Genomic DNA, 22281 nt, shown 5'->3' on the forward strand with positions numbered 1-22281 from the left:
CTGACCGGGCTGCCATGCACCAACTCCAAGATCTTCAGCGTCTAGCGCAGCATGATCCCGATTCAGCCCTCGCACTGACTGAATACCGGCTGCAAAGCTGCGATCGCCTGAAGTACCCGCAGGAATGTTGCGAGTTACTGCGCTTGTGCGCGCTGTGCCATACAGGCCTCGGCCACCATGCCGCCGCACTAGAGCCCGCCCATCAAGCCGTCCTTGCAGCTCAAGCCACCGCCTTGCCTCAGCTTCATTGCCGGGCACTGCAGACCATGGCCTGGGCCTGGTTTCAACTCAACGCCTTTGACTCCGCTCTGCACTGCGTGGAGCAAGCGATTCAATGCGTCGATGAGCAATTCCCAGATGGCGTGGTCAAGGAGCTGCGATATCTCACCGCCTGTATTTTCAGAAAGCTGATGCGCTTGGATGAAGCCCTTGCGCTGCTGAGCGAGCTGTATCCAGCCACCGACGGCGAGTTCAGATTCCGATGCTGCGGCGCATTGGCCAGCACCTATTTGCACAAGGGGGATGCCACCGCCGTTCATCGCTGGTTGCAAGAGGCCGCCTTCCACATTGAATCGCCCAAGAATGAAGCTTGGCTCGCTAGCCTCACCGCAAGAATGCACGTGCTGCAGCAAGATCTGCCGGGGGCGCAGGCCGTGCTTCGCCGCCATGCGCAAGCCCTGGCTGCCTTCCCGCTGCACCGTGCCTCCGTGCTGCATCAAATCGCCAAGCTACAGGTGTCAAAGGGGGATTGGGATGCGGCCCAAGACACTTTCTTGCAACTCGATGTACTGCAGGCCCTGGATGAAGAAGAGCGGCTCGACAGCCTGTTGCAGCGCGCACAGTGGGCAGACGCCACCGGCGCCCACACACAGGCGCAGGCCCTGCGCGAGCAGCATCAGCAGGGCTGTCACCAGCAAGAGCAACTGCAAGACCACTACCGCTTGAAAGCTGCACAACTGGCGCTGAACCATCTCGACACCCGCTTGATGCTGGCACGCTCGCGGGAGGAGATGGAGCGGCTCAAGGTCGCAGTCCAAGACCATGAAGCGCAACTGCGCGGCCGCTATCCACAACGTCCCCTGGTGGAGTCTCTGCTCAAAGAGCTGCTGCTCTTGCATGGCGGCTGCCCCAGGCTCGCTGACGGCAGCTACGACCTGTCGTCATTGGGCTTTCATCTGGTCTTTCAGCCTTTCATGGACCTCCAGACGCGCCAGGTGGCTGGCTTTGAGGTGCTGCTCAGGCTACAACATTCCCGCCTAGGCCCCATGATGCCCGCAGACTTCATCCCGCGCCTTGAACGATCCGGCGACATCTTGGATGTGGGCCGCTGGGTTTTGGGCCAAGCCTGCCAGGCCCTGGCCCAACTGCAAGCGCAGGGTTTGGCACCCTTGTGCATGGCCGTGAACGTCTCTGCCGTGCAATTGGGTGAAGAGAGCTTCTTCGCATTCATCTCGCAATGCTTGGCACGTTACCAAATAGTGGCCGAACGATTGGAGTTGGAGCTGACGGAATCCTTGGCCGTCCATAGCGGCGCGCCCTTGGCACAGCGCCTTGAACAACTCAAGTCTTTGGGCATCCGCCTCTCCATCGACGACTTCGGCACAGGCTACTGCAACTTTTCGCGGCTGATCGACATCGACCCGTACAAGCTCAAGATCGACCGCAGCCTGGTGATGAGGCTCAGCCAAGGGGATCGAGAGCAGCGGGTCGTTAATGCCCTGATCCACACCGGGCATGAGCAAGGCATGCGCATCACGGCTGAAGGCATTGAGTCTCTGGAGGAGGCTCACACCCTGCAAAGCATGGACTGCGACTTCGGGCAGGGCTATTTTTTCAGCCGTCCCATCCCTATTCAACAGGCCCTGGATTTTGCTCAGGCCCACGGTGAGAACCAGCACGCGCATGAGCACAGACCGACCTGAGCTGGCCGCACTTATGCGCTTGCGCGAAGAGCAGCCTGAGTTGGCGCTGAAGCAAGCGCAAGCCCTACTGGCCAATTGCGACGAATTCAGCCCCGGCACAGAGGTGGCTCTGCTGCACTTGGTGACCAGTTGGGTCTATGAAACGCAAGGCGACTGGCTACCCGCTCTGGAAGCCGCCACCCGGGCCACGCGCTTGGCGGCGCCCTTGGGCGGTGAATGGGCCGCGCAGGCTTGGATCCGGCTCGCCAGCGTGCAAAGCCAGCTTCAAGCCTATGCAGACGCTTTGGAGTGCATCGACAAGGCCGGCAGCAATTTGGCCCTGATGCGAGAGCCTACCCCCGAGACGCAGGAACGGCTGCGCTACATCACATTGTGTGTACTTGAAGGGGCCGGCCGTTGGGAAGAAGCGCAGGCGGTGGCGGCTAATCTGCCCGAAGATGCCGGCACCCGTCACCGCTTTGCCATGGCCTATGCCATGGCGAATGCCTGCCTCAGACGGGCCGACCCGCACGCTGCTGCACACTGGCTGGAACGCTGCAGGCCCAGTGCACTGACCCGCCAGCAACAAGCGTGTATGGCCTCGGCCGAGATGTCCTTGCACTGCTTGACTCAAGACTTGCCCGCCGCGCAGGCATTGCTGAGATGGGCGGACTGCCAGCTTCCAGCCTTTCCTGCGGTGTTGGCCCAAATGCGGGTGCTGATGGCAGAGGCCTACGTGAAACAAGGCCAGCTCCAAGAGGCACAAAGCTTGATCGATAGCGTTCACCTGCAAGCGGACACGCTGACCACCGACGAGCACGCCCTATTCTGGCGGGTACAGGCCCAGGTGAGCCTGGCCTTGGGCCGCTCGGCCCAAGCGTTAGAGGCCCGAAACCACGAAGCCGCGTGCATCGAGGCCAGGCAAAAGCTGCTGAATGACTATCAGGTCAAGTCGGCGCAACTGACACTGCACCACTTGGAGGCTCGCCTGCTGCTGGCCCACACGGCTCAAGAAGTGCAGCAATTGAAGCGCGCCGTGTATCACCATGAAGTGCTGTTGGCGCGCATGGCGCCCCCCGCACAACAGGCCCCTTCCCTGGTGGCCGAGTTGCTGGTGGACCGGCACCTGTCAGACCTGCGCGGCCCCACCGGATTGCTTGACTTACAGCGTCTCGGCTTCAGCCTCTTGTTTCAGCCCATCATCAGTGTGCGGCAGCACCGCTGGCTGGCCTGCGAGGTTCTTCTTCGGCTGCACCATCCCCAGTGGGGCCATCTCGCGCCGGCCGAGGTAGTTCCCCGTTTGGAGCGGGCCGGAGACATGGCCGAGGTTGGCCCATGGATATTGGATCAGGCCTGCCAAGCCCTTCAGCGCCTACAAGCCCAGGGCCAACCTGCGCTCTGCATGGCCCTAAACCTGACACGATCGCAATTGCAGAGCAACACCTGGCCCGCCCAAGCCATGCGCCTATTGGCCCGCTACGGGCTAGCGCCTGTGCAGGTGGAATGGGAAATCTCCGAGGCCATGGCTGTGGACGAAGACGCTGATGTTCGACGCGGCCTGAGCCGACTTCGCGAGTTGGGCTTTGGCCTAAGTGTGGATGACTACGGCACGGGTTACTGCAATGTGGCTCGGCTCATCGAGGTGGCACCGCAGCGGGTCAAAATCGACCGCAGCTTGATTCAAGCTGCCCAAGAAGCAGCAGGCGACGAGCGGGCCCTCAAGAGCCTTATCGAGAGCAGCCATGCGATGGACATGCAGGTGACTGCAGTCGGGGTGGAGACGCCTGCCCTGCTGCAGCGCCTGCAAAAACTGGGATGTGACGCAGTGCAAGGCTACGGGGTGGCTCCACCACTTTCCCCGAGTGGCTTGATGCACTGGCAGCCCGCACTTCATCCAATAGGCCAATGAACCTCGCACCAACAGTCGGGCACGCCATGGCCACCACTTTCGATCAGGCAGAATAAATTTCTAGCTGCTCCACATGCCGATGTTGAATTTTGGACTGGTATTCGACTCGTAAATGGCCAAGCAGTCGTCGGGCCTCTATCAATGATTCATTATGTAGCCTTGAGCAGATGACTGTAAGCGTGCAGCGAACCCACCTTGCGTCACCGGGGCCAGTCAGGCAGTGGCGTCAGCAGGCTTCCAGCGATTGGGCAGCAGCTCCTCAATGCGGCTGTTGAGCCGCGTAGGCAGGTCAGTGGGTCAGCACGTCCTTGAGGTAGGCGTAGGTGTCATGCCTGTTGAGGCGGGCACTGTGGATCAGGCTCGTGACGGCGGCCGCTCGTTGGCCTGCGCGCAGTGAGCCCGCGAACAACCAGTTCTTGCGCCCAAGGGCAACGGGACGGATCTGATTCTCGACCCTGTTGTTGTCGATGGGCAGATCGCCTCTGTCGATGAGGCGCACCAGCGCCTCCCAGCGCTTGAGGCCGTAGTCGATGGCCTTGGCCGTACCGTTGGGAACTTTGGAGCGCTGCTGCAGCGCATCGGCAATGACCGCGCGCGAAACGCAATCGCGAGGCACGCTGCGGCCACTGCGATCGTTCAACCCGGAAAAATTTGGACGCGCCCGAATAAGCGCCGGCATGAAAAGTCGGAGGGTGGGGGCACGCGAACCTTGCCCTTGCATCCACTGCCTTACCACACACGCTCTCCGCTTTTCACCCAGAAGCACATTCGCGGAAGTACCGACGGACCTTGCTAATCAGGTACCCATTTGGGGGAGGCCCCCCCGGTACTGAGGGATACATCTGTCGGGTTTTATTCTCGGAAGATCCGGGCAACATTTAGGTGTGAGCTGACCTGACACATAAGTGTCAGCAGCCAAACTCGAATTGTTCTTGGGGATGAGTCGCACAAGTCTTGCACGCAGAGTTAGAAACCTTCTGCATTCCGGGCTATGTCGGAGCCCCCCTGAAAGGTCTTTCATGAACGTCGGATCGACCGCTTTGGCTTCACAGCCGCCGGGCGCACAACCAGATGGTGAACCTGCTGCGGTACCCGAGGCGCTTCAGGCTCTAGCGGCCCTGTGCAATGCCGCCCTCCTGCTGCAAGTGGCCGCAGAACCCGAGCAAGTGGCCCACGGCATGGCCTGGGGCAGTGCCTACCAGCCCCAGGTGACAGACGTTCTGCGCGCCGCCAAGCACATTGGCCTGAAGGCTCGAGCTACCCGCCCAGCGCTGAATCGGCTCTCCCTGCAACCCCTACCCGCTCTGGTACACCTGAATGCCACGGCGGGCGAGTCCACTTCCTGCAGCCAATGGGCCGTTCTCGCCCGCTGCGACGGCCAGCGCGCCTTACTGCTAGTCAACGGCCAACCACGAATCGAGCCCTTGGAGCGCTTGGCCGAGGTGTGGAGCGGCGACCTCATCTTGCTCAGCAGCCAAGCCAGCTTGGCGGGCGAAGCCGCCGCCTTTGACTTCTCATGGTTTGTGCCCAGCCTGGTGCGCTACCGCAACCTTTTGGGTGAAGTCCTTCTGGTCTCCTTGGTGCTCCAGCTCTTCGCGCTCGTGTCACCCCTGTTCTTTCAAACCGTGATGGACAAAGTGCTGGTCCACCAAGCCACCAGCACCCTCAACGTGCTGGTCACTGGCCTGGTCTTTGTGGTCGTGTTTGAAAGCGTGCTCAGCATGCTGCGCACCTACGTCTTCAGCCACACCACCAACCGTATTGATGTGGAGCTGGGCTCCAAGCTCTACCGCCATTTGCTCTCCTTGCCCCTGGCCTACTTTGAACACCGCCGCGTGGGTGACTCGGTGGCCCGCGCCAAAGAGCTGGAGACCATTCGCAGCTTCTTGACCGGCACTGCCCTGCCCCTGGTGCTCGACGCTGTGTTCTCCATCGTCTTCATCGGCGTGATGTTTCTCTACAGCACCACCCTGACGCTCATTGTGTTGCTCAGCCTGCCCCTCTATGCGCTCATCAGCGCCGTGGTGGTGCCCGTGCTCAAACACCGCCTCGATGAAAAGTTTGCCCGTGGCGCAGAAAACCAATCCCTCTTGGTGGAATCCATCTCCGGCATCTCCACCGTCAAGGCCAATGCGCTGGAGCCGCAGTTGGGCCTGCGCTGGGACCAACAACTGGCCGCCTATGTGCGCGCCAGCTTCAAGGTCAGCACCTTGGCCGCCTACGCTCATGAAAGCATTGGCCTGGTGGGCAAACTGGTCAACGCTGCCACGCTGTGGTGGGGAGCACACCTGGTCATGCAAGGCGAGCTGACAGTGGGCATGTTTGTCGCCTTCAATATGTTTGCAGGCCGGGTGGCCCAGCCCATCATGCGCATTGCGCAGATGTGGACCGACTTCCAGCAAACCGGTTTGTCAGTGCGCCGCCTGGGCGACATCCTCAACTGCCCCACGGAAGCCAAAATCAGCCATGCCGCCCAACTCCCGCCGTTGCAGGGCCACATCACCCTGGACAGCGTGAGCTTTGGCTATCGGCCAGATGCCCCGCCCGTGCTGCGCCAAGTCAGCCTGGACATTCGCGCGGGCGAAGTGATCGGCATTGTGGGCCGTTCAGGCTCGGGCAAAAGCACCCTCACCAAGCTCATCCAGCGGCTCTACACCCCGCAGCAAGGCCGCCTGCTGATCGACGGCCAAGACATCTCCCTCATCAGTGTGGCCCAGCTACGCCGCCAACTGGGTGTGGTGCTGCAAGACAACCTGCTGTTCAACCGCAGCGTGCGCGAGAACATCGCCATCACTGACCCCGGAGCACCGCTTGAGGCCGTGATGGAAGCCGCCCATCTGGCCGGCGCGCATGAATTCATCAGCGCTCTGCCCGAAGGCTACGACACCATGGTGGGCGAGCAAGGCACGGGCCTCTCCGGCGGCCAACGCCAGCGCATTGCGGTGGCCCGCGCGCTCTTTGCCCAACCCCGCATCCTGATCTTCGACGAAGCCACCAGCGCCCTGGACTACGAGAGCGAGGCCATCCTCCAGCGCAATATGGGGGCCATCTGCCAGGGCCGCACCGTCATCATCATTGCCCACCGGCTCAGTGCCGTGCGCCAGGCTCACCGGATTGTGGTGATGGACCAGGGTGAGATTGCCGAATGCGGCAGCCACGCTGAACTGGTGGCCCACAACGGCCACTATGCGACCCTGTGGCGGCTGCAACAAGTCGGCCCCAACAGCTCAGCAGGCGGCCAGCCATGACGAACAAGCCCCACACCTTTGCAGGTGCCTCTGGCCCATCAGGCCCTCAAGCAGTGGCAAGCCGTTGGGCCGCCTGGCGAGACCTAGCGCGCAAGTACTGGGCCGTGGGCCACGCAGCTTGGCAATACGACAAGACCCACACGCGCCCAGCCCGCCAAGCTGACGAGCTGGCCTTCTTGCCTGCCGCCCTCAGCATCCAAGACACACCTGCCCACCCCGCACCGCGCCGGGCCCTGTGGGTCATCATGGCCTTGTTCTTCGTGGCACTGGTGTGGAGCCTGGTAGGCGAGCTGGACATTGTGGTGGTGGCCCCCGGCCGCATCGTGGTGGCCGACCGCAGCAACGTCATCCAGCCTCTGGAAGCCGGGGTGGTGCGCGCCATCCATGTTCGCGACGGCGATGTCGTCAAAGCCGGCCAAATCCTGTTGGAGCTGGACCCCACCGCCACCGGAGCGGATACCGAGCGCATCAACAGCCAACACCAGGCCGCCACCCAATCCGCGACGGTGGCTCGCACCTTGCTGCAGCACCTGCACGGCCCCCACCTCGCCCAATCCCCGAAGGCACCGCGCTGGCCCGGCCCCGCCACCGATATGGCCGGGGCAGCCCTCTTGCAGGCCCAATGGCAAGGCATCCAAGACCAAAAGGCCCAAAGCGCCGCCTTAGTCGCCCAGCGCCAAGCAGAGCTGCGCACGGCCCAGGAGGTCTTGGCCAAGCTAGACATCACCCTGCCCCTGGCAGCCCAGCGCGAGCGAGATGTCTCCGAACTAGCCGAACAAGGCTTCTTCTCGAGCCATGCCAGGCAAGACCGCAGCCGAGAGCGCATCGAGCTGGAGCGCGACCGCGCCACTGCCCAGGCTCGATTGGCTGAGGCCCAAGCCGCCCTGGCTCAAGCCCAACAAGCAAGCCTTACCTTTAACTCAGACACCCTACGCAAACTGACTGAACAGCAGCGCGACGCCGAGCTGCAAGCTCAGCAAACCCAGGCCGAGGCCCAAAAAGCCCAGCAGCGCCACAGCCAAACCAAGCTGACAGCCCCCATAGACGGCAAAGTGCAGCAACTGGCCGTGCACACCCAAGGCGGGGTGGTCACCCCCGCCCAAGTGCTGATGGTCATCGTACCCCAAGGGGCTGACGTGCAAGCCGAAGTGAGCGTTGCCAACCTCGACGTAGGCTTGGTGCAGCCCGGCCAGCCCGTGAGCATCAAACTCGAAGCCTACCCCTACACCAGCTTCGGCACCCTGCAAGCCCAGCTGCAACACTTGGCGACTGATGCGGTGGTAGACGAGAAGACCGGGGCACGCTTCCCCGCCACTTTGCGCATCACTACACCAGACAAGGCGGCAGCAGGCCACAACCCCACCACACCCATCAAGCTGGCACCAGGCTTGAGCCTCACGGCAGAGATCCACACGGGCAAACGGCGGGTCATTGATTTCCTTATCAGCCCGCTCAAGCAAGAGGTGGAAGCGGCGGGGAGGGAGCAATGAACAGACAATTGATGGCAAATGGGGGGTGCGGACGAATTCTTGGACTACCAAGAGGTAGTTCATGTTTTCAGACGAGGATCGGGTTCGAGCTGTGCAGCTGTACATCAAGCCGGGTAAGCGCGTCGGCTTGACCATTCGCCAACTTGGGAATCCGACGAAGAAGTCGCTCAGATCCTGGTATCGCGAGCACGAGCTGCGCCAAGATTTGCCAGCAGGCTACGTACGCCGTCCAAGGTACTCTCAGGCTGACAAGCACCGAGCTGTTGAACATTGCCTTGAACATGGCCGCTGCATCGCGGTGACGATCAAGGCGCTGGGCTATCCCTCAAGGTCATTGCTGTCTGCCTGGCTTGAAGAGCGTCATCCGCGCGAAGTTGGCTGCGTCCTTGGTCGATCCCAAGAGCTGGCACCTGAAGCCAAGCAGTCTGCAGTTATTGCCTTGTGCACGCGCCAAACCAGGGCACAGTCTGTTGCCGACGAGGTTGGCGTGTCTCGGGGATCACCGTACAAATGGAAGAATCAATTGCTTGGCCACGACGCATCCGCAAACACCGATGCCTCTGACCAAAGGCAGTCTCGACGAGAACTGCGTTCCAGTAGCGGGTGACATCAATTGCAACCCATTGAGGTGCAGCGATTGGATGGTTCAAGTCAGCCATTGGAGTGGTCTTCTTCGGAAGTCATCAATCCAAAGGATGCTTGCTGCCGACAGTGGCTGACAACCACTATGCCTTTACTACGGTCCGGGGATGACCAGCCACGACTTCGTCGACTTGGCCCAACGCAAAGGCATCGCGCTGAACTACATCGAGCCCGGCGAGCCCAACCAGAATGCATACATCGAGCGCTTCAACCGGACGTTCCGCACCGAAGTACTCGATGCCAACCTGTTCAACTCCATTGAGCAAGTGCAGGCCATCGCCGATAACTGGCTTACCCAGTACAACGAATACCGCCCGCATGACGCGCTGGGCGGCGTGCCGCCCAAGCAATACATGCCCAGATTGATCAACACAACCGCTGCAGACTCTAGGAATCAACCGTCTGCTTGACAGGGGAGCTTAAGGCTGCCTCGACCCTGCAAGAATTGGATCAAGCCTTTGCGATAATTTTCGACGTAGATTCCTGAGCTCCAGCACCCAAGGCATCTGCTCGCAGCGCCTCCGGTACTGCAAAGTATTCTAGGCCGATCCCTGGAATCGGCCTACCAGTCAAATAGCCCTGGACATAGGTCACACCGAATGCGACAGCAAGTTGCAATTGATCCCGAGTTTCGACCCCCTCGGTGACGCTGTCGATCCCCAGCCTGCGGCAAATTTGCAGCGCCGTTTCATACACGACACGTCCGGCATCGGTAGCGGCGGCGTCGAGCAGGCTTTTGTCGATCTTGACCATGTCTAGCGGTAACCGAGTCAATGCATCTAGCCCGGCAAAACCAGAACCGAAGTCATCCAATGCAATCTTGAAGCCCTTATCCCGGAGAAAGTGAAGATTTTCGATGGCGACCTCGCTATTTACGCTCCCTCTCTCGAGAATTTCGAAATCAATCGGCATTCCGGCAAGCAGATCGACGATCTTATCCAGATATCTTCGATCCGATATCGTGTCGGGGTGGAGATTTATCGAAATCCGGGGCTCAAAATTAACCTCTCGCCATTTGCCGATATCCTGCTTGACCGCCCGACAAACCCACAGATCAATTGTGCTAGCAAGACCCGCCATTTCCAATGTCTCGAGAAAAAATGGCCCTTTAACCACGCCATCGCTCATATGAATTCGCAATAGAGCCTCAAACTGTGAACTGGTCATCGAAACTGGGTCAACCTTTGGCTGATAATAAACCTCTAATCGTCTTCCCTCGAGCAGATCGATAATCTTCGTCACTTCCATGTGAGAATCGATAATCGTCATTTGGGCCTTGTGAAACTTTCTCGAATTAATCGATTCAAGATTCGAAGTCAGGCTCAGATTTCGCTCGAGCCGACGCAACTGGCCGCTGGAGGATTGCATATAGGAAAATTTCCGAACAAATGGCATATAGATCAGGGTTCCTGTCGCAATACTCACGAATTGAACCAAGACCGCGAACACATTTCCATCGGTTGCAAGATAAATATTCAGAAAAACAGGCGTCGTCCAAGTTGGCGCAGGCGCAGGAAACTCAATCAAACCGGATTGAATGGCAAGATACCCTGCCGCAAAATTGGCGATCGGCACCAGGAAAAATGGCACCAATAACAGTCTATTCATAATGACCGGAAGGCCAAAAATAAGGATTTCAGGAATATTAAATAATATGAACGGTGTCGCCAGGATGGCAACTCGTCTGCCATATCGGTCCTTGGATCCCAGCAGAACCGCCAACCAAAGGCACAGTGCGCTGCCGCATCCGCCAAAAATTACGAAAATATTGTAAAATCCTATGAAATCTAGCCGACCGGACACAGACTCGAACAACGCCGCCGATCCGAATATGACGCCAAAAAGATTATCTCCATGGAGTCCGACAGTCCAAATCAGATGGGCTGCGAGCATTCGGACGAACATGAATTTGAAGCCGCCCAGATCGCCCACCGCGTGAACCATCAGCCCCCCAAACTGGTCGAAGACAAAATTCGAAAGCCGAACAATTAACAGAACCAAAAACAGGGTGCAGATAAACGGAATAATCAGCCGCAACGCCTCGGATATTTGAGGTAAAAATACATATTCGAATTTTTCTCCTAAAATCTTTTTACTCAACCGGGCAATCCCATCAAAAAGCCTCAACGCCAGAATCGGTATGATCAAAACATCAAATAAATTTCCGAAATCATTACTAAAGAGGTTGGCACGATTAAAGTCAAAATTGCCCCCCATATGGGAAAGCGCAGAACAGACCAGCGCGAGAAGAATTCCGATATTCTTGTTTATTCCTTGAACCCCGCAGAGCTGATAGGCGATCGAAACTACCAGCATCAGGGGAAACATCCCCTGAATTGCGCCACCCAAATTGGGATTTTCTGGTCCTAAAATCGAGTTGCCGGTAAAACTTTCGAACAGCGTAACGCTTGCGGCACCCACAAGAAATGGAACCATGGAAAGACATGCGAGTTTCAGGGAATGAACAATTCCAGAAATCTCGCCACCAATTCTCGCCGCCCACCCCAAAATCAGCTTAATGAAATGGCACTGCTCGCAGACCTTGGCAACTCTGCTTTTCAAAGCAGAAAGCACGGATTGTATGACAGCCATAAAATATATACCAATCGATATAGACACACCGTATGACTTTGGCTGGACCGGGACCGAGATCGCTTCAGACCTATATCTCAATCTGATTGGGAACCTGCCTTAGCAGGCTCATCCAGTGAGCCCGTTAGCTCGAATCTAGAATCTTCGTGATGACAGAGCGCCCTAATGTCCAGCCACCAAACCCACACCTACCCCGGGATGTCGCTCCTCGAATTCTTTGAGCCGCTTTGGCACCGATGCGTAGTGTGTAGAGGCGATTCGAATCTCGCGCTGGCCTGACGGGTTTAGTTGCCCACCCGGCGGCAGTGCTTATCAGTACGTTGTCAGACACAACGCCAGAAGGCTGTTTTCGTGCGTTGGTTGTCGGCATCAAACTTTGCTGACCGCCGGAACCATGATGGAGCACACCAAGCTGCACCTGAAGACATGGCTCCTGGCTATTCACTTCGTCATCCAGGCCAAAACTGGCATCTTGTCGCTGGCCGGCAAGCGTAGTCTGGGTGTGTGCTATCCCACCGCCTGGCTGCAGCATCACAAGATCAACAACGCCATGCCCCAACAAGAACCTGCCCCTCGTCTCGGCGGTGCGGTGCAACTGGATGGTGCTTGCTTCGATGGTGAGTGCAGCGGGGGCAAAGTCGGCCAAGGCTCGGAAAACAAGGTGCCCTTCGTTGCGGCAGCGCCGCTCAACGTCGAAGGATTGCCCATGCACTTGAAGCTCGATCCGGTCAGTGGCTTTAGCGCTGACGCCATAGCCAAGGGGGCCAAGGCGAACTTGCCGCCCATCGCCACAGTCCTCAGCGAAGGTCTGGCGTGCCTTGCGGCCGTCACCGCAGCTAGCTGCATCCATACGCCCAGGGTGGTGGGGGCGCTCAAGCCGCGCGACCTTTCCGAGTTCAAGTGGGTCACCTTGTTGGAGAATCTCGACGCCGAGCTGGCCGGTGCATTCAAAGCACTGAAGTTCGGCAAATACGCCAAGACCTACCTCGCCGCCTTCGCTCGTCGGTTCAATCATTGATTCAACCTGCACGATCACATTGCCACTCTCATTATTGATGTGGCGCGAATCCGGCTGATGCCAGAAAAATGCGTCAGGGGTAGCCATGCTCAAGCAAGTATTTAATCAGGTATGGCATAGGCTCAGTTGCACGAAGCGCCCTGGCTGACCTGATATCGTGAACAGATAATGGTCAAAAGCAGTGGCGAACAGATGCATTCGGACCGTGCGATCCACTTCTGCCAGAAAACCAAGGCCATGTTTGGCTGGGCACTGAGGCAAAGCTTGAGACTAGTAAAACGCCTACTGAAGCTAGCCCGACGCCAGTGCCAGACATCACCACAGTGTGCCGCAGGAAGGCGCGCTTGCAGATAGCCTTGACCTATCGTCCCAGCAGCAGCGAGCTGCAGGTGTTGGCGAACAGCTCTGACATCAAGTTCCTTGGCGAAGGCCAATAGATGCGGAAAAAGCATTGGGACGAGACCGGACGTCAATGGCGTAAAGGGCAACTGGGCATTAACGCGCTGACGCCGGAGATTCGGGCGGTGGCGATCACAGACAACAGCGTAGGCGATGCACCTGTGTTGCTGGAGTTGCTGGCCTACATTCCTTCTGCTGAGCCGCCTACCATCATTCCACCTCGGCGTAATGCTAAGCTTTAGAAGTCGAGGGCAGCTGGAGCAGATTTCAACAATTTGGCCTCTCGGACCGGCAAGCGCAATTGCTGCCCATGGTCGTTGCAGTGGACTGCCCACCACCACTGTAGCGATGTGGAGACCAATATGCGCCCCTTCAAGCGGCTGACTGACTGGGTGACGGTCTTGACCTTTGAGTGCTAAGTGGTGGAGTTGCATGTACATATCGCGTTGCTCAACCGTCTCATTCAGCTCGGCGGCCAAAAGCCGTTGACTGAAACGTAACTCCGCCCGGCGTCAAGGGCCAATCTTCTTTCTGCTGAGTTGTGCAGCAAATACTTGGCAAACTATCAAAAATTGAATATAGAATTTTGTTTTCCTTTTCTATTTGTGATCTCAAAATATTGGCAAAATTTCTAGTATCACATATGAAAGCATCAGAATGACCACGAATAATAGTGCTATTTCGCCAACGCTGGAAATACTCTACTGCCATATCATGCACTCGGTCTGAATCAGATCTGAATTCTTTTCCTACCATTCCAAAGATATTTGAATTGACTATCATTGGGTATAGAATTTCATTCTCAGCGCATACATGAATCAAAAATCTACTACTTAGTCTTGCTAGAACTATTCTAATCCCTAAATGCGACTCGACAAGTGCTTTAGTATAAAGATACTGACATAACTCATCTAGCAATCTATTAATTTCTCGATGATCCCTCCTAAACCGATCAGTGCTTGGGTATTTTCGCATGGGAAGCTATTTTAATATAGAGTGTCTACTAACAATAATCGGGAATATGAATTATAGAGATGTAGTGAATAGAAAAACTCCGTACTCCGCCGTTCAAACAGTATTTGATTGCACGCCCTCCAGTTGCAAGAGCCTGCAATTTATAGCGGCATACTAACCATATCCGTCCTATGTGCGCATTTCTCGCGCAAGTCAATCCGCTCCAATTCATCTCGCACCCACAATAACTCCCTGTCAGACGTCATTGGCCTGGAGAACAAATACCCTTGCCCATATTCACAACCAAGGTCTTTTAATATGCTAGCCTGCGCCTCAAACTCAATCCCCTCCGCGGTCACCGACAACCCCAGTGGCCTAAGTAAGGCCAACATATTCGTGACAAATCTTCGTGCTTCAACATCCTTATGAATGTTGTCAATAAAGATTTTGTCAATTTTTACTCCAGTAACTGGAAGATTTCGCAGATAGGAGAGAGATGAGTATCCCTTACCGAAATCATCAATAACCAACTTAACGCCAATCTTTCGGAGCTCCCTCAATGTCGCTCTCACTTCATTAGACTCAGATAATACAACGGTTTCAGTGAGTTCAAGTTCAATGCTTGAGGGATCGACCTTTTCACGCAATAGTATTTTCCACACTTGCGAAGGAAATTCTGACTTAAGTAACTGCAACGACGATATATTAATAGAGGTTTTTAGGGAGGGAACCCACTCACTGACATCCACATGTGAAACAACCGCCGCCTCAATGGCCCAAAGTCCAAAATCGTGAATCAAATCCATGGATTCAATGGCTTTGACGATGCTTTCCACCGATCTCGAACCCCATCGAGGATGTTTCCATCGCATTAAGGCCTCTCTTCCCACAAAACTGCGGTCACTGAGTAGTACCTTTGGCTGAAATAGCAGCTCAAACTCCCCCAGCGGCAGGGCTCGCCGCAGGGCACTCTCTAAATAAAATGACTCTCGCTCATTATTAATGATACCCTTTTTATAAAGGCGGAAGGTATTTCTGCCATCACGCTTTGCTTGGTACATAGCAGAGTCGGCCGCTTGCTCAAGATCTGTTCCTGTACTCCCATCTTGAGGAAATCTAGCAATGCCAATGGAAGCCGTCATTACAATGGGAATCCCATCATGGAAAATTGGCTTCTTTATTTCATCTAGCAGTCGCTGACATAAATTGCCCACGTGAATAGAATTTAGTTCCCCGCACTCACTCCATAAAACTATTGCAAACTCGTCCCCTCCAATTCTAAAAGCTTGCCCCATTCCCTCTAAGACGGTCGAAATTCTCAGTGCAGTCTCTTTTAGCGTCTTATCTCCGTATTGATGCCCCAAGGTATCATTAACTTGTTTAAATTTATCCAAATCCAAATATATCACTACCAAGTTCGAATTCGTTAAACTCAGTGCAGAGTTTGCAGAAGCCCTATTCAATTTGGCTTCGAGGTTTAAATTATAAGCGCGCCTATTCCCTAGGCCAGTGAGCTCATCCAATTCAGCAAGGCGCCGCTTCTCATCAGCATCCCGCACTACGCCACACGCTTTGGCGTGCTCAGGAATCCATGTGCCAGATAGACTCACCCAGCGCCATTCATTCCGGACATATCCAACCCTGAATTCAATAGCAATATTGCGCGCATCCATCCGTATGAAAGACTTGCATGAAATATTCACTTGCGCTTGATCGTCAGGGTGAACTAGACAGGAGACACAGTCAATTGCCTCATTAACAGAGACAGAATATTGCGAAATCGCCCCAGTGCCACTGCAAACCTCAATTGTAAATTTCTCAGAATTTTTATCATAGCACCAAATCTTATCTCCAATTGATAGTAGTGCCGTCTTCACTAAAGCCGTCTTAATTTCACTCTCTGTCATCTCAATTGAAGATGAAATACTTCCGTTGCAGCCATTTTCTACCGATGCTGCGTTGGTTAGCATTCTTTTCACTCTAGATTTAAGCCAGGCCCACATTGATTTAACCTCCTCAGACGTTGACTGATCAAGGGCTACTTTCTCATTGTCGGGAATCTGCATCCAACTCTCTACCGGACATATGTCTTGCTTCCCAATATAGCCCGACATATGTCTGATATTTGAATATATTCCGACATCTGTCGGGTTCGCTAAGCACGTGCTCGTACGAAAATAATAGTCAGGCGCACACTGTTGAAGTGCCTAGGCCACCTATTAGCATTGGCCACAGGGCGATGGGTCCTGCCTTAATACGCTTAATTGGGAGATGACATGACCCGAACTGCAGTACAGCTCGACGACGCGCGTCAACCTGGTGATGGCGAGCTCGATGATGCACTATCGCAGCTGTTTTTGTTGGCCTTGCACGACCCTCAACGAGCATTCAAGCTTGCAGACGCCACCGTATTAAGGGCGCGCTTAGATGGAGATGGCCTGCGATTGGCTCGAGCGTTATCCATTAAGAGCGGAATCTGCCTACATCAAGGTCTGGGTGAGATTGCAATTGATACAGCACACTTGGCTGTTCGCCTGACAGAGGCTGGTGGTGTGAACCGTGACCGCGTAGATGCACTCGGTGCATTCGCCGTTGCGTTGTCATTTGTTTGCGCCCACGAGCAGGCGTTACACATAATCGACCAAGCGCAATGCTTTGATCCAGCTGAAATCGATCGCGGATGGCTTAGCTTCAGATTGGGAATTATCTTACTTCACGCACGACAATTTAAAGAGGCTGCTGACGCGTTTGAGTTAGCTGGGATTTATCTACGTGGCGATCCCCGTTCACCATTTGCCTGGAGGTGGCAGGTTAGTTGCCAAATTGCCCTGGGTAACTTTAGCAAGGCAAGAGAATGCCTCAATTATGCAAAAGCCTGCTCTGATGCATTTGATCGGTCAAATTATCTACCTCACATTATTGCTGCTACAGCAGAACTCGGGGCTGCAGAAAATCACATTGAATCGACAATTGATTTAATGGAGGAATATAGATTGACCCTGGAGAGAGTTCCGTTGCAGATGGTGTGCGCCAAGATCGCTTGTGCAGGTGCATTGTTTCGGCATGGTGACAACCGCAAATCCCTTACCATGCTGAGAGACATTGACAAATACACATCCTTGCTAGGGAGCGCAAGACGGCTCGAAATATTGAACTTGATGCGTCAACTTTCAAATGCGGGGACTGTATATATTGATCAAGAAGTCATTGAGTATGATATAAAGAAGACTGAATCAGTCTTGATGGAGTTACAGCATTCCGCCAAGCTAAAAGCGATACAAATATCTATTGATTTACTGGAGGCGCGACTGATTTCTGCGGATTCCTTTGAAACAGCAAGTCAAATTAATATTGAGCTTGCGGGTCTAAAGGATGATTTGCATAAATTTGGCACTGCATATGTCCAATAAGTCCTTATCTGAAATCTATGACTCCAAAGCATTTTGGGGCTAAATGTGCTTCATTGCATAACTTTGCAGAAGGAAGACGCGCCCCGACCCCGGGCGAAGTTGCGCTACGGGCGCCTTCTCGGGGCAGTCAAGCTGAGTGCGGCGGTTGAGCAAGGCGACACTCACATACAACTGCATCACTTGGCCCTCAATGGTTTAGGCCATCACTCGCGGATCCAGCCGCTCGAAACAGCGCACTTTAGTCTCCACCTGGCTGCGGCCGTGGTAAGCAATCCACTGAGTCTTCAGTGGACTGCCCAAGCGCTAGCAGGCCCGAGCGGCCAAGTTGCGGCGAGCTACACCAGCCACCGTGGTCATGTAACGATTGGAATTGCTCCGAAATAGCATGAAGGTCAGGCAGAAAAACGTCGCACCTTCCGAGTCCCACCGGTTCCGCACCTGCCTGCCATTGGGCTGCGTAAACCATCGCATGATCACGCCAAGTCACACCGTCAGCGAATCCCTGGCATGGAGCGATGCTTTGTATTGCGCCCCGTTCGTCTCCATATACCGCTGCGCGAGATCACATATAACCCTCATCTGCCAACGTTATCAGGGCGTGTCGTGCCATGATGCCTAAGAAACCCAACAATGCCGTGACTCCTTCAGCTCAAGAATTGATACCTAACGGTCAGAGAAGACCAATACCTCAAAGTGTCAAAGATGACATAAAATGGCTCAAATTACCTAAAGAATTAAGTCATGAATTTGAAAGACAGAGTGAAATGGAGTCGCGTGTAAGCAGCTATGCTATGGCTTGCTTTGGACTTGGAATCTGGTGCTGCTACTCAATTTTGGACCAGTTAATATATGGGTATTGGGAGGCAATTATCGCCGGGAACAGCTCTTACTTGCACTCGTCATTGGTAATAGAAAGAACTGTGGTTGCAGCAATATTAATATTTGCTGTCATAAAATATAGAAATCCGTCAAATAAGTATATTTCATCCACCATTAAATTTCTAATTCTTCTTAGCATTTCCGCGGGAACTGCGGCAGCAGCCGCAATTCACGAAGCCATCAACGGATACAACCTGTCAGGCACACTAGTTATTTTGATAATGATCATATCTCTGCCCATAAACATTTCCCTGATGACTTGCATTTTTTTTTCATTTACAGTTGGTGCTCTTGGTATATTTCTACCGATATTTTTGGGTGTGCAACTGAGTAAAATAGAAATTTTTCATAGGACATGGCCACTGGTTGTCGCCACAGGAATGGGTGCATTAACACACTATCATCTCCAATTGTCGAAATTCAATCAATTTTTATTGCATCGTCAAATGGATTGGCTGGCGCACAGTGACGGGTTAACAAATTTGAATAATCGTCGAGCATTCAACGAGCACCTATCAAAGTGCTTAGCTTTGGCAAAGAGGGATAACTTGCAGATTGCGCTAGTTCTGCTTGATGTAGATTATTTCAAGCGCTTTAATGACTGCTATGGGCATGAAGCAGGCGACCAGGCATTGATCAGTATCGCGAAGGTGCTGCAGGATGTTAGTGTGCGTGAATTGGACATGGCCGCAAGAACTGGCGGTGAGGAAATGGCGTTAATTCTTCATGATATAAATTTTATTAGTTTGAAAGAGACAATATCTCAGATATCGAAATCCATATCGGATCTAAAAATTCCACATGAATATGGAGTAAATGGTCAAATTTCCGTTAGTGTCGGGGTAGCTACATCATTAAAAAATGACAACCCAAAAGATCTGTACATACGCGCAGACCGTCTCCTGTATGCCTCCAAAAATTCAGGTAGAGCCAGAGCCACTTACGAATTTGACAACCCTTGAGCGCGCACAAATTATGTAGAAGGGCTGGTTAATTTCAATCCCAAGGCCGATATCTTTATAATCAATTCGGTACGTCGAGCAACCTCAAATATAGCCAATATATCAGAAACATATGTTTTGCGGACTGTATTTTCAGACAAATTCATCTTTCTCGCAATTGATTTATTTGGCAGGCCCTGACAGATATAATAAAGAACTTCGCGCTGTCTACGAGTTAATTTGTACTTTTTATTGCCCCCATTATCATTCGAACTTAACAAATTCTGATGCTCCTGAATGACTGAACTTGGCAAATAAACAGCACCAGAAAATATACAATGAAATGCAGTTAATAGAGTGCGCTCATCACCGATGCCCTTGGTAATGTATCCCGCAGCCCCATCTTCGATACATCGAATTATCGTTTCCGGGGTATCATCCCCAGAAATAACGATGATTTTTGTCAAATAATCCATCTTTCGGATATGTGCAATCAGAGACGCCCCAGTGGCACCATCAGAGAGATTGATATCCACAATAGCTACGTCAAAAGACGTTGAATCCAGATGGGATATAGCTGTACCTAGGCTGTCCGCTTCGAAAATTTCAGCATTGGTTGATAACGAATTAATTGCGGTGCGCAGACCCAACCTGAATATAGCATGATCGTCCACAATTAAAATTCGCTTCATCAAATCTGGAAATGGGGCAATTGCATTTACCATGACAAATTTGACCTCCAAATAATTTCAATAGTCAAACCGAAGTCCATTTTAGGTTGAGTCTCATTTATCGGCCAAGCTTTTGGCAAACTAGTAGCAGAAGCACTTCATCAAGCGCCGACTCATGAATTTCTTCAGTACACTCGTCAATTAATTCATCTCGCAATATATCGCGATCGTCGGTTATTATTATCGCTGGTACCCAGCCCCATTCAGAGCGTGCCGCTTGGATAACCGCAGTACCACTCGTTTCATTTAACAATTTGGATCTTGCGATTATCAAACTTGGCACTCTTTCAATTGAGCCAATCAGATCATCGACTCGAGTAGAGTCGGAATATATAGTAACCAGGGCACCTTCAGACTGAAGCCGTCTTCCGAATGCATTCAGCTTCAAGGCGCCATCATCCACTATAATAATATACTTATTTCTTAGATTTGCCGCATTGACCTGAACATTGGAAACATTTTGCGAATCAGACCTATCCAATTTACTACCACCTACAATCGAGATAATAAATTCCGCACCGACGTTAGCTTCAGTATTGAAAGCAATTTCGTGCCCGTCTAAGCGGTCTATCAACTTGGAAACAATGGATAAATCACGGCCGAAGCCGAGATCTGAGCTGCGTCGTGCAATCTTTGGCTTCGCTTTCAATTCTACATTTTCGGGATTTATTTCATGATCACCCTCAATTTTCATTCCATTGTCAGAAATGAAAATTTTGCAAAAGTCGCCTTTGCTCTCGACGTTCACAAAAACATATGAAGGGAATTTTTCGTTGGATTTGTACTTGATTCCGTTGCGGATCAAAGTCTCAATAATTCTCTGCAAGAGGGCAGAGTCTGACACCACGTATACAGCGTTGGCAGGCAATTGAACTTCTATGTCGACCTGAGCTATTTTTGCTGCGCCTTTCCACAGAATTGCTGCCCGGTGCACAATATCGTTTAAATTGAATCGTGCTAATTTCGGAGTAATTTTGCCGGTCTCTATCTTTAAAATGTCTTGCAAGTTAATGAGCTGATCTTGTAACTGGGCAGTTGCCTCGCCGACCAAAGAAATGTATTGCATTGTCGAGGGGTCGCAATTTTTCTTGAGCAGTTCTCTAAATGGAACCACTAGGTTCATCAGCGCTTGGGCGGGTTGTCTAAGATCATGCACCGCAGTTGTAAAGAAATCCTCTTGCTGATTTTCCTTTTTTTTTGCTTGCTCTATGATTTTCTGCTGTAGCTCAATTATATTTTGGAAGCAGGAAAGATCAGTGGATTTTTTATGAAGGCTTTCTTCTTGCATCGCAATGAGTTCCGTTTTCTTCAATTTTGGCCTCATCATTTTCGTCATTGCCACAATAGATCGATGTTGATTTAAAATTTTTGCCTAGTTACGAAATTTCAAATCAATTGAAAATTAACAAAGCGTAAAAATTCGACTGGGGTCCACCTGCATAAATCGACCTTTCAGCAAAGGGATTCAATTAAGTCAAGAACTTACAGTGCGCGAATAGACTGAAAACGATCTACGCAGTGGATCACTAGCACCCTACCTATATACCCAGTAATATCCAATATATTATATTTCATTTCGTTTGGTACCTTGCAACAGCCGTTTTCCATGACCACGACATCCAGCCTTTTGGCTCAAGGCGCTCTGGCTTACCTGATAACGTGGGCCGATGAAGGTCATAAGCAGTAGCGCTCAGCGGTAGATGACAACGAACGGGCAACAACTCAACCCGTCGCACAGGCCAAAGGATCCGTGACGGCGTCCTTGGATAAGATCATGAAGAAGTTTGCGCGACCCAACGGCGGGCGGATGCGGACCCAGCGGGACTGTGCGATCCAGTTCTGCTTGATCGTCATTACACATCGGCGCAATGCCAAGCTTTAGAAGTCGAGGGCAGCTGGAGCAGCTTGCAACAAATTGGCCGCTAGGACCTTCAAGCACGATGGTCGACCACGGTAGTTGCAGTGCAGCGCCCACCACTGTAGCCGTGTAAAGACCAATATTCGCCGCTTCAAACGGCTGACTCAGCGTGTGACGGTCTCGACCTTTGAGTGCTAAGTGGTGAAGTTGCATGCACGTATCGCCTTGCTCAATCGCTTCATTCAGCTTGACCGCCACGAGTCAGCGCCTGTGGCGTAACTCCGCCCGGGGTCGGATGCAGTTTTCCTT

Annotated in this window: 15 protein-coding genes and 2 pseudogenes; 10 read left to right on the forward strand and 7 right to left on the reverse strand. The window is 53.2% G+C overall.

Going from position 1 to position 22281, the window contains the following annotated elements:
- Positions 1-14 precede the first annotated feature (14 nt).
- Both KAK11_RS20855 and KAK11_RS20860 read left to right on the forward strand, forming a co-directional pair.
- Entirely contained in the window at positions 15-1922 is a 1908-nt protein-coding gene (locus KAK11_RS20855; protein ID WP_210811497.1) for an EAL domain-containing protein, read from the forward strand.
- Positions 1903-3810, forward strand: a complete 1908-nt coding sequence (locus tag KAK11_RS20860; protein WP_210811499.1) for an EAL domain-containing protein — start codon at positions 1903-1905, stop codon at positions 3808-3810. Before KAK11_RS20855 ends, KAK11_RS20860 begins: the two co-directional genes overlap by 20 nt.
- 213 nt (positions 3811-4023) lie before the next feature.
- Here the strand turns inward: KAK11_RS20860 and KAK11_RS20865 are convergent.
- Positions 4024-4384, reverse strand: a pseudogene (locus tag KAK11_RS20865) (IS66 family transposase); the annotation flags it as partial.
- A 445-nt stretch (positions 4385-4829) separates the two neighbouring features.
- Here KAK11_RS20865 and KAK11_RS20870 point away from each other — a divergent pair.
- From KAK11_RS20870 to KAK11_RS20885, 4 genes are all read left to right on the forward strand, one after another.
- Entirely contained in the window at positions 4830-7058 is a 2229-nt protein-coding gene (locus KAK11_RS20870; RefSeq protein ID WP_210811500.1) for a type I secretion system permease/ATPase, read from the forward strand.
- Positions 7055-8548, forward strand: coding sequence for an HlyD family type I secretion periplasmic adaptor subunit (locus KAK11_RS20875; protein WP_210811501.1), 1494 nt, complete (start codon positions 7055-7057; stop codon positions 8546-8548). Before KAK11_RS20870 ends, KAK11_RS20875 begins: the two co-directional genes overlap by 4 nt.
- 61 nt (positions 8549-8609) lie before the next feature.
- The gene (locus tag KAK11_RS20880; protein WP_210811503.1) at positions 8610-9155 is read left to right on the forward strand and encodes a transposase; all 546 of its coding nucleotides are present in this window, start codon (positions 8610-8612) and stop codon (positions 9153-9155) included.
- Between the two features lie 142 nt (positions 9156-9297).
- Positions 9298-9600, forward strand: coding sequence for an integrase core domain-containing protein (locus KAK11_RS20885; RefSeq protein ID WP_375140707.1), 303 nt, complete (start codon positions 9298-9300; stop codon positions 9598-9600).
- 40 nt (positions 9601-9640) lie between these two features.
- Here KAK11_RS20885 and KAK11_RS20890 read toward each other — a convergent pair whose 3' ends face one another.
- Positions 9641-11764, reverse strand: coding sequence for an EAL domain-containing protein (locus KAK11_RS20890; RefSeq protein ID WP_210811504.1), 2124 nt, complete (start codon positions 11762-11764; stop codon positions 9641-9643).
- 183 nt (positions 11765-11947) lie between these two features.
- Between KAK11_RS20890 and KAK11_RS20900 the strand changes: the two are divergent.
- A pseudogene (locus KAK11_RS20900) lies at positions 11948-12905 on the forward strand (IS1595 family transposase).
- 200 nt (positions 12906-13105) lie between these two features.
- Positions 13106-13237 (forward strand): hypothetical protein, encoded by a 132-nt coding sequence (locus KAK11_RS22335; RefSeq protein ID WP_375140708.1) that lies wholly within the window; start codon positions 13106-13108, stop codon positions 13235-13237.
- A gap of 421 nt (positions 13238-13658) precedes the next feature.
- On the opposite strand, the gene KAK11_RS20910 is transcribed toward KAK11_RS22335, so the two are convergent.
- The gene (locus tag KAK11_RS20910; RefSeq protein ID WP_210811513.1) at positions 13659-14174 is read right to left on the reverse strand and encodes a hemerythrin domain-containing protein; all 516 of its coding nucleotides are present in this window, start codon (positions 14172-14174) and stop codon (positions 13659-13661) included.
- Positions 14175-14314: 140 nt separating this feature from the next.
- Positions 14315-16219, reverse strand: a complete 1905-nt coding sequence (locus KAK11_RS20915; protein WP_210811514.1) for a putative bifunctional diguanylate cyclase/phosphodiesterase — start codon at positions 16217-16219, stop codon at positions 14315-14317.
- 210 nt (positions 16220-16429) lie between these two features.
- Here KAK11_RS20915 and KAK11_RS20920 point away from each other — a divergent pair, with 210 nt between their 5' ends.
- Both KAK11_RS20920 and KAK11_RS20925 read left to right on the forward strand, forming a co-directional pair.
- Positions 16430-17563 (forward strand): tetratricopeptide repeat protein, encoded by a 1134-nt coding sequence (locus KAK11_RS20920; RefSeq protein WP_210811516.1) that lies wholly within the window; start codon positions 16430-16432, stop codon positions 17561-17563.
- Positions 17564-18171: 608 nt separating this feature from the next.
- The gene (locus tag KAK11_RS20925; protein ID WP_210811517.1) at positions 18172-19404 is read left to right on the forward strand and encodes a GGDEF domain-containing protein; all 1233 of its coding nucleotides are present in this window, start codon (positions 18172-18174) and stop codon (positions 19402-19404) included.
- An 11-nt stretch (positions 19405-19415) separates the two neighbouring features.
- On the opposite strand, the gene KAK11_RS20930 is transcribed toward KAK11_RS20925, so the two are convergent.
- The 3 genes from KAK11_RS20930 to KAK11_RS20940 all read right to left on the reverse strand — a co-directional run bounded on the left by KAK11_RS20930 (position 19416) and on the right by KAK11_RS20940 (position 22230).
- Positions 19416-20126 (reverse strand): response regulator transcription factor, encoded by a 711-nt coding sequence (locus KAK11_RS20930; protein ID WP_210811519.1) that lies wholly within the window; start codon positions 20124-20126, stop codon positions 19416-19418.
- 46 nt (positions 20127-20172) lie between these two features.
- Positions 20173-21426: a sensor histidine kinase gene (locus KAK11_RS20935; protein WP_210811520.1), complete on the reverse strand. Its 1254-nt coding sequence runs from the start codon at positions 21424-21426 to the stop codon at positions 20173-20175.
- A gap of 378 nt (positions 21427-21804) precedes the next feature.
- A complete protein-coding gene (locus KAK11_RS20940; protein ID WP_210811524.1) occupies positions 21805-22230 on the reverse strand; it encodes a hypothetical protein in 426 nt (141 codons plus the stop codon).
- Between the last annotated feature and the right edge of the window lie 51 nt (positions 22231-22281).

Source organism: Ideonella paludis (assembly GCF_018069865.1).
GTDB classification, from domain to species: domain Bacteria; phylum Pseudomonadota; class Gammaproteobacteria; order Burkholderiales; family Burkholderiaceae_C; genus Ideonella; species Ideonella paludis.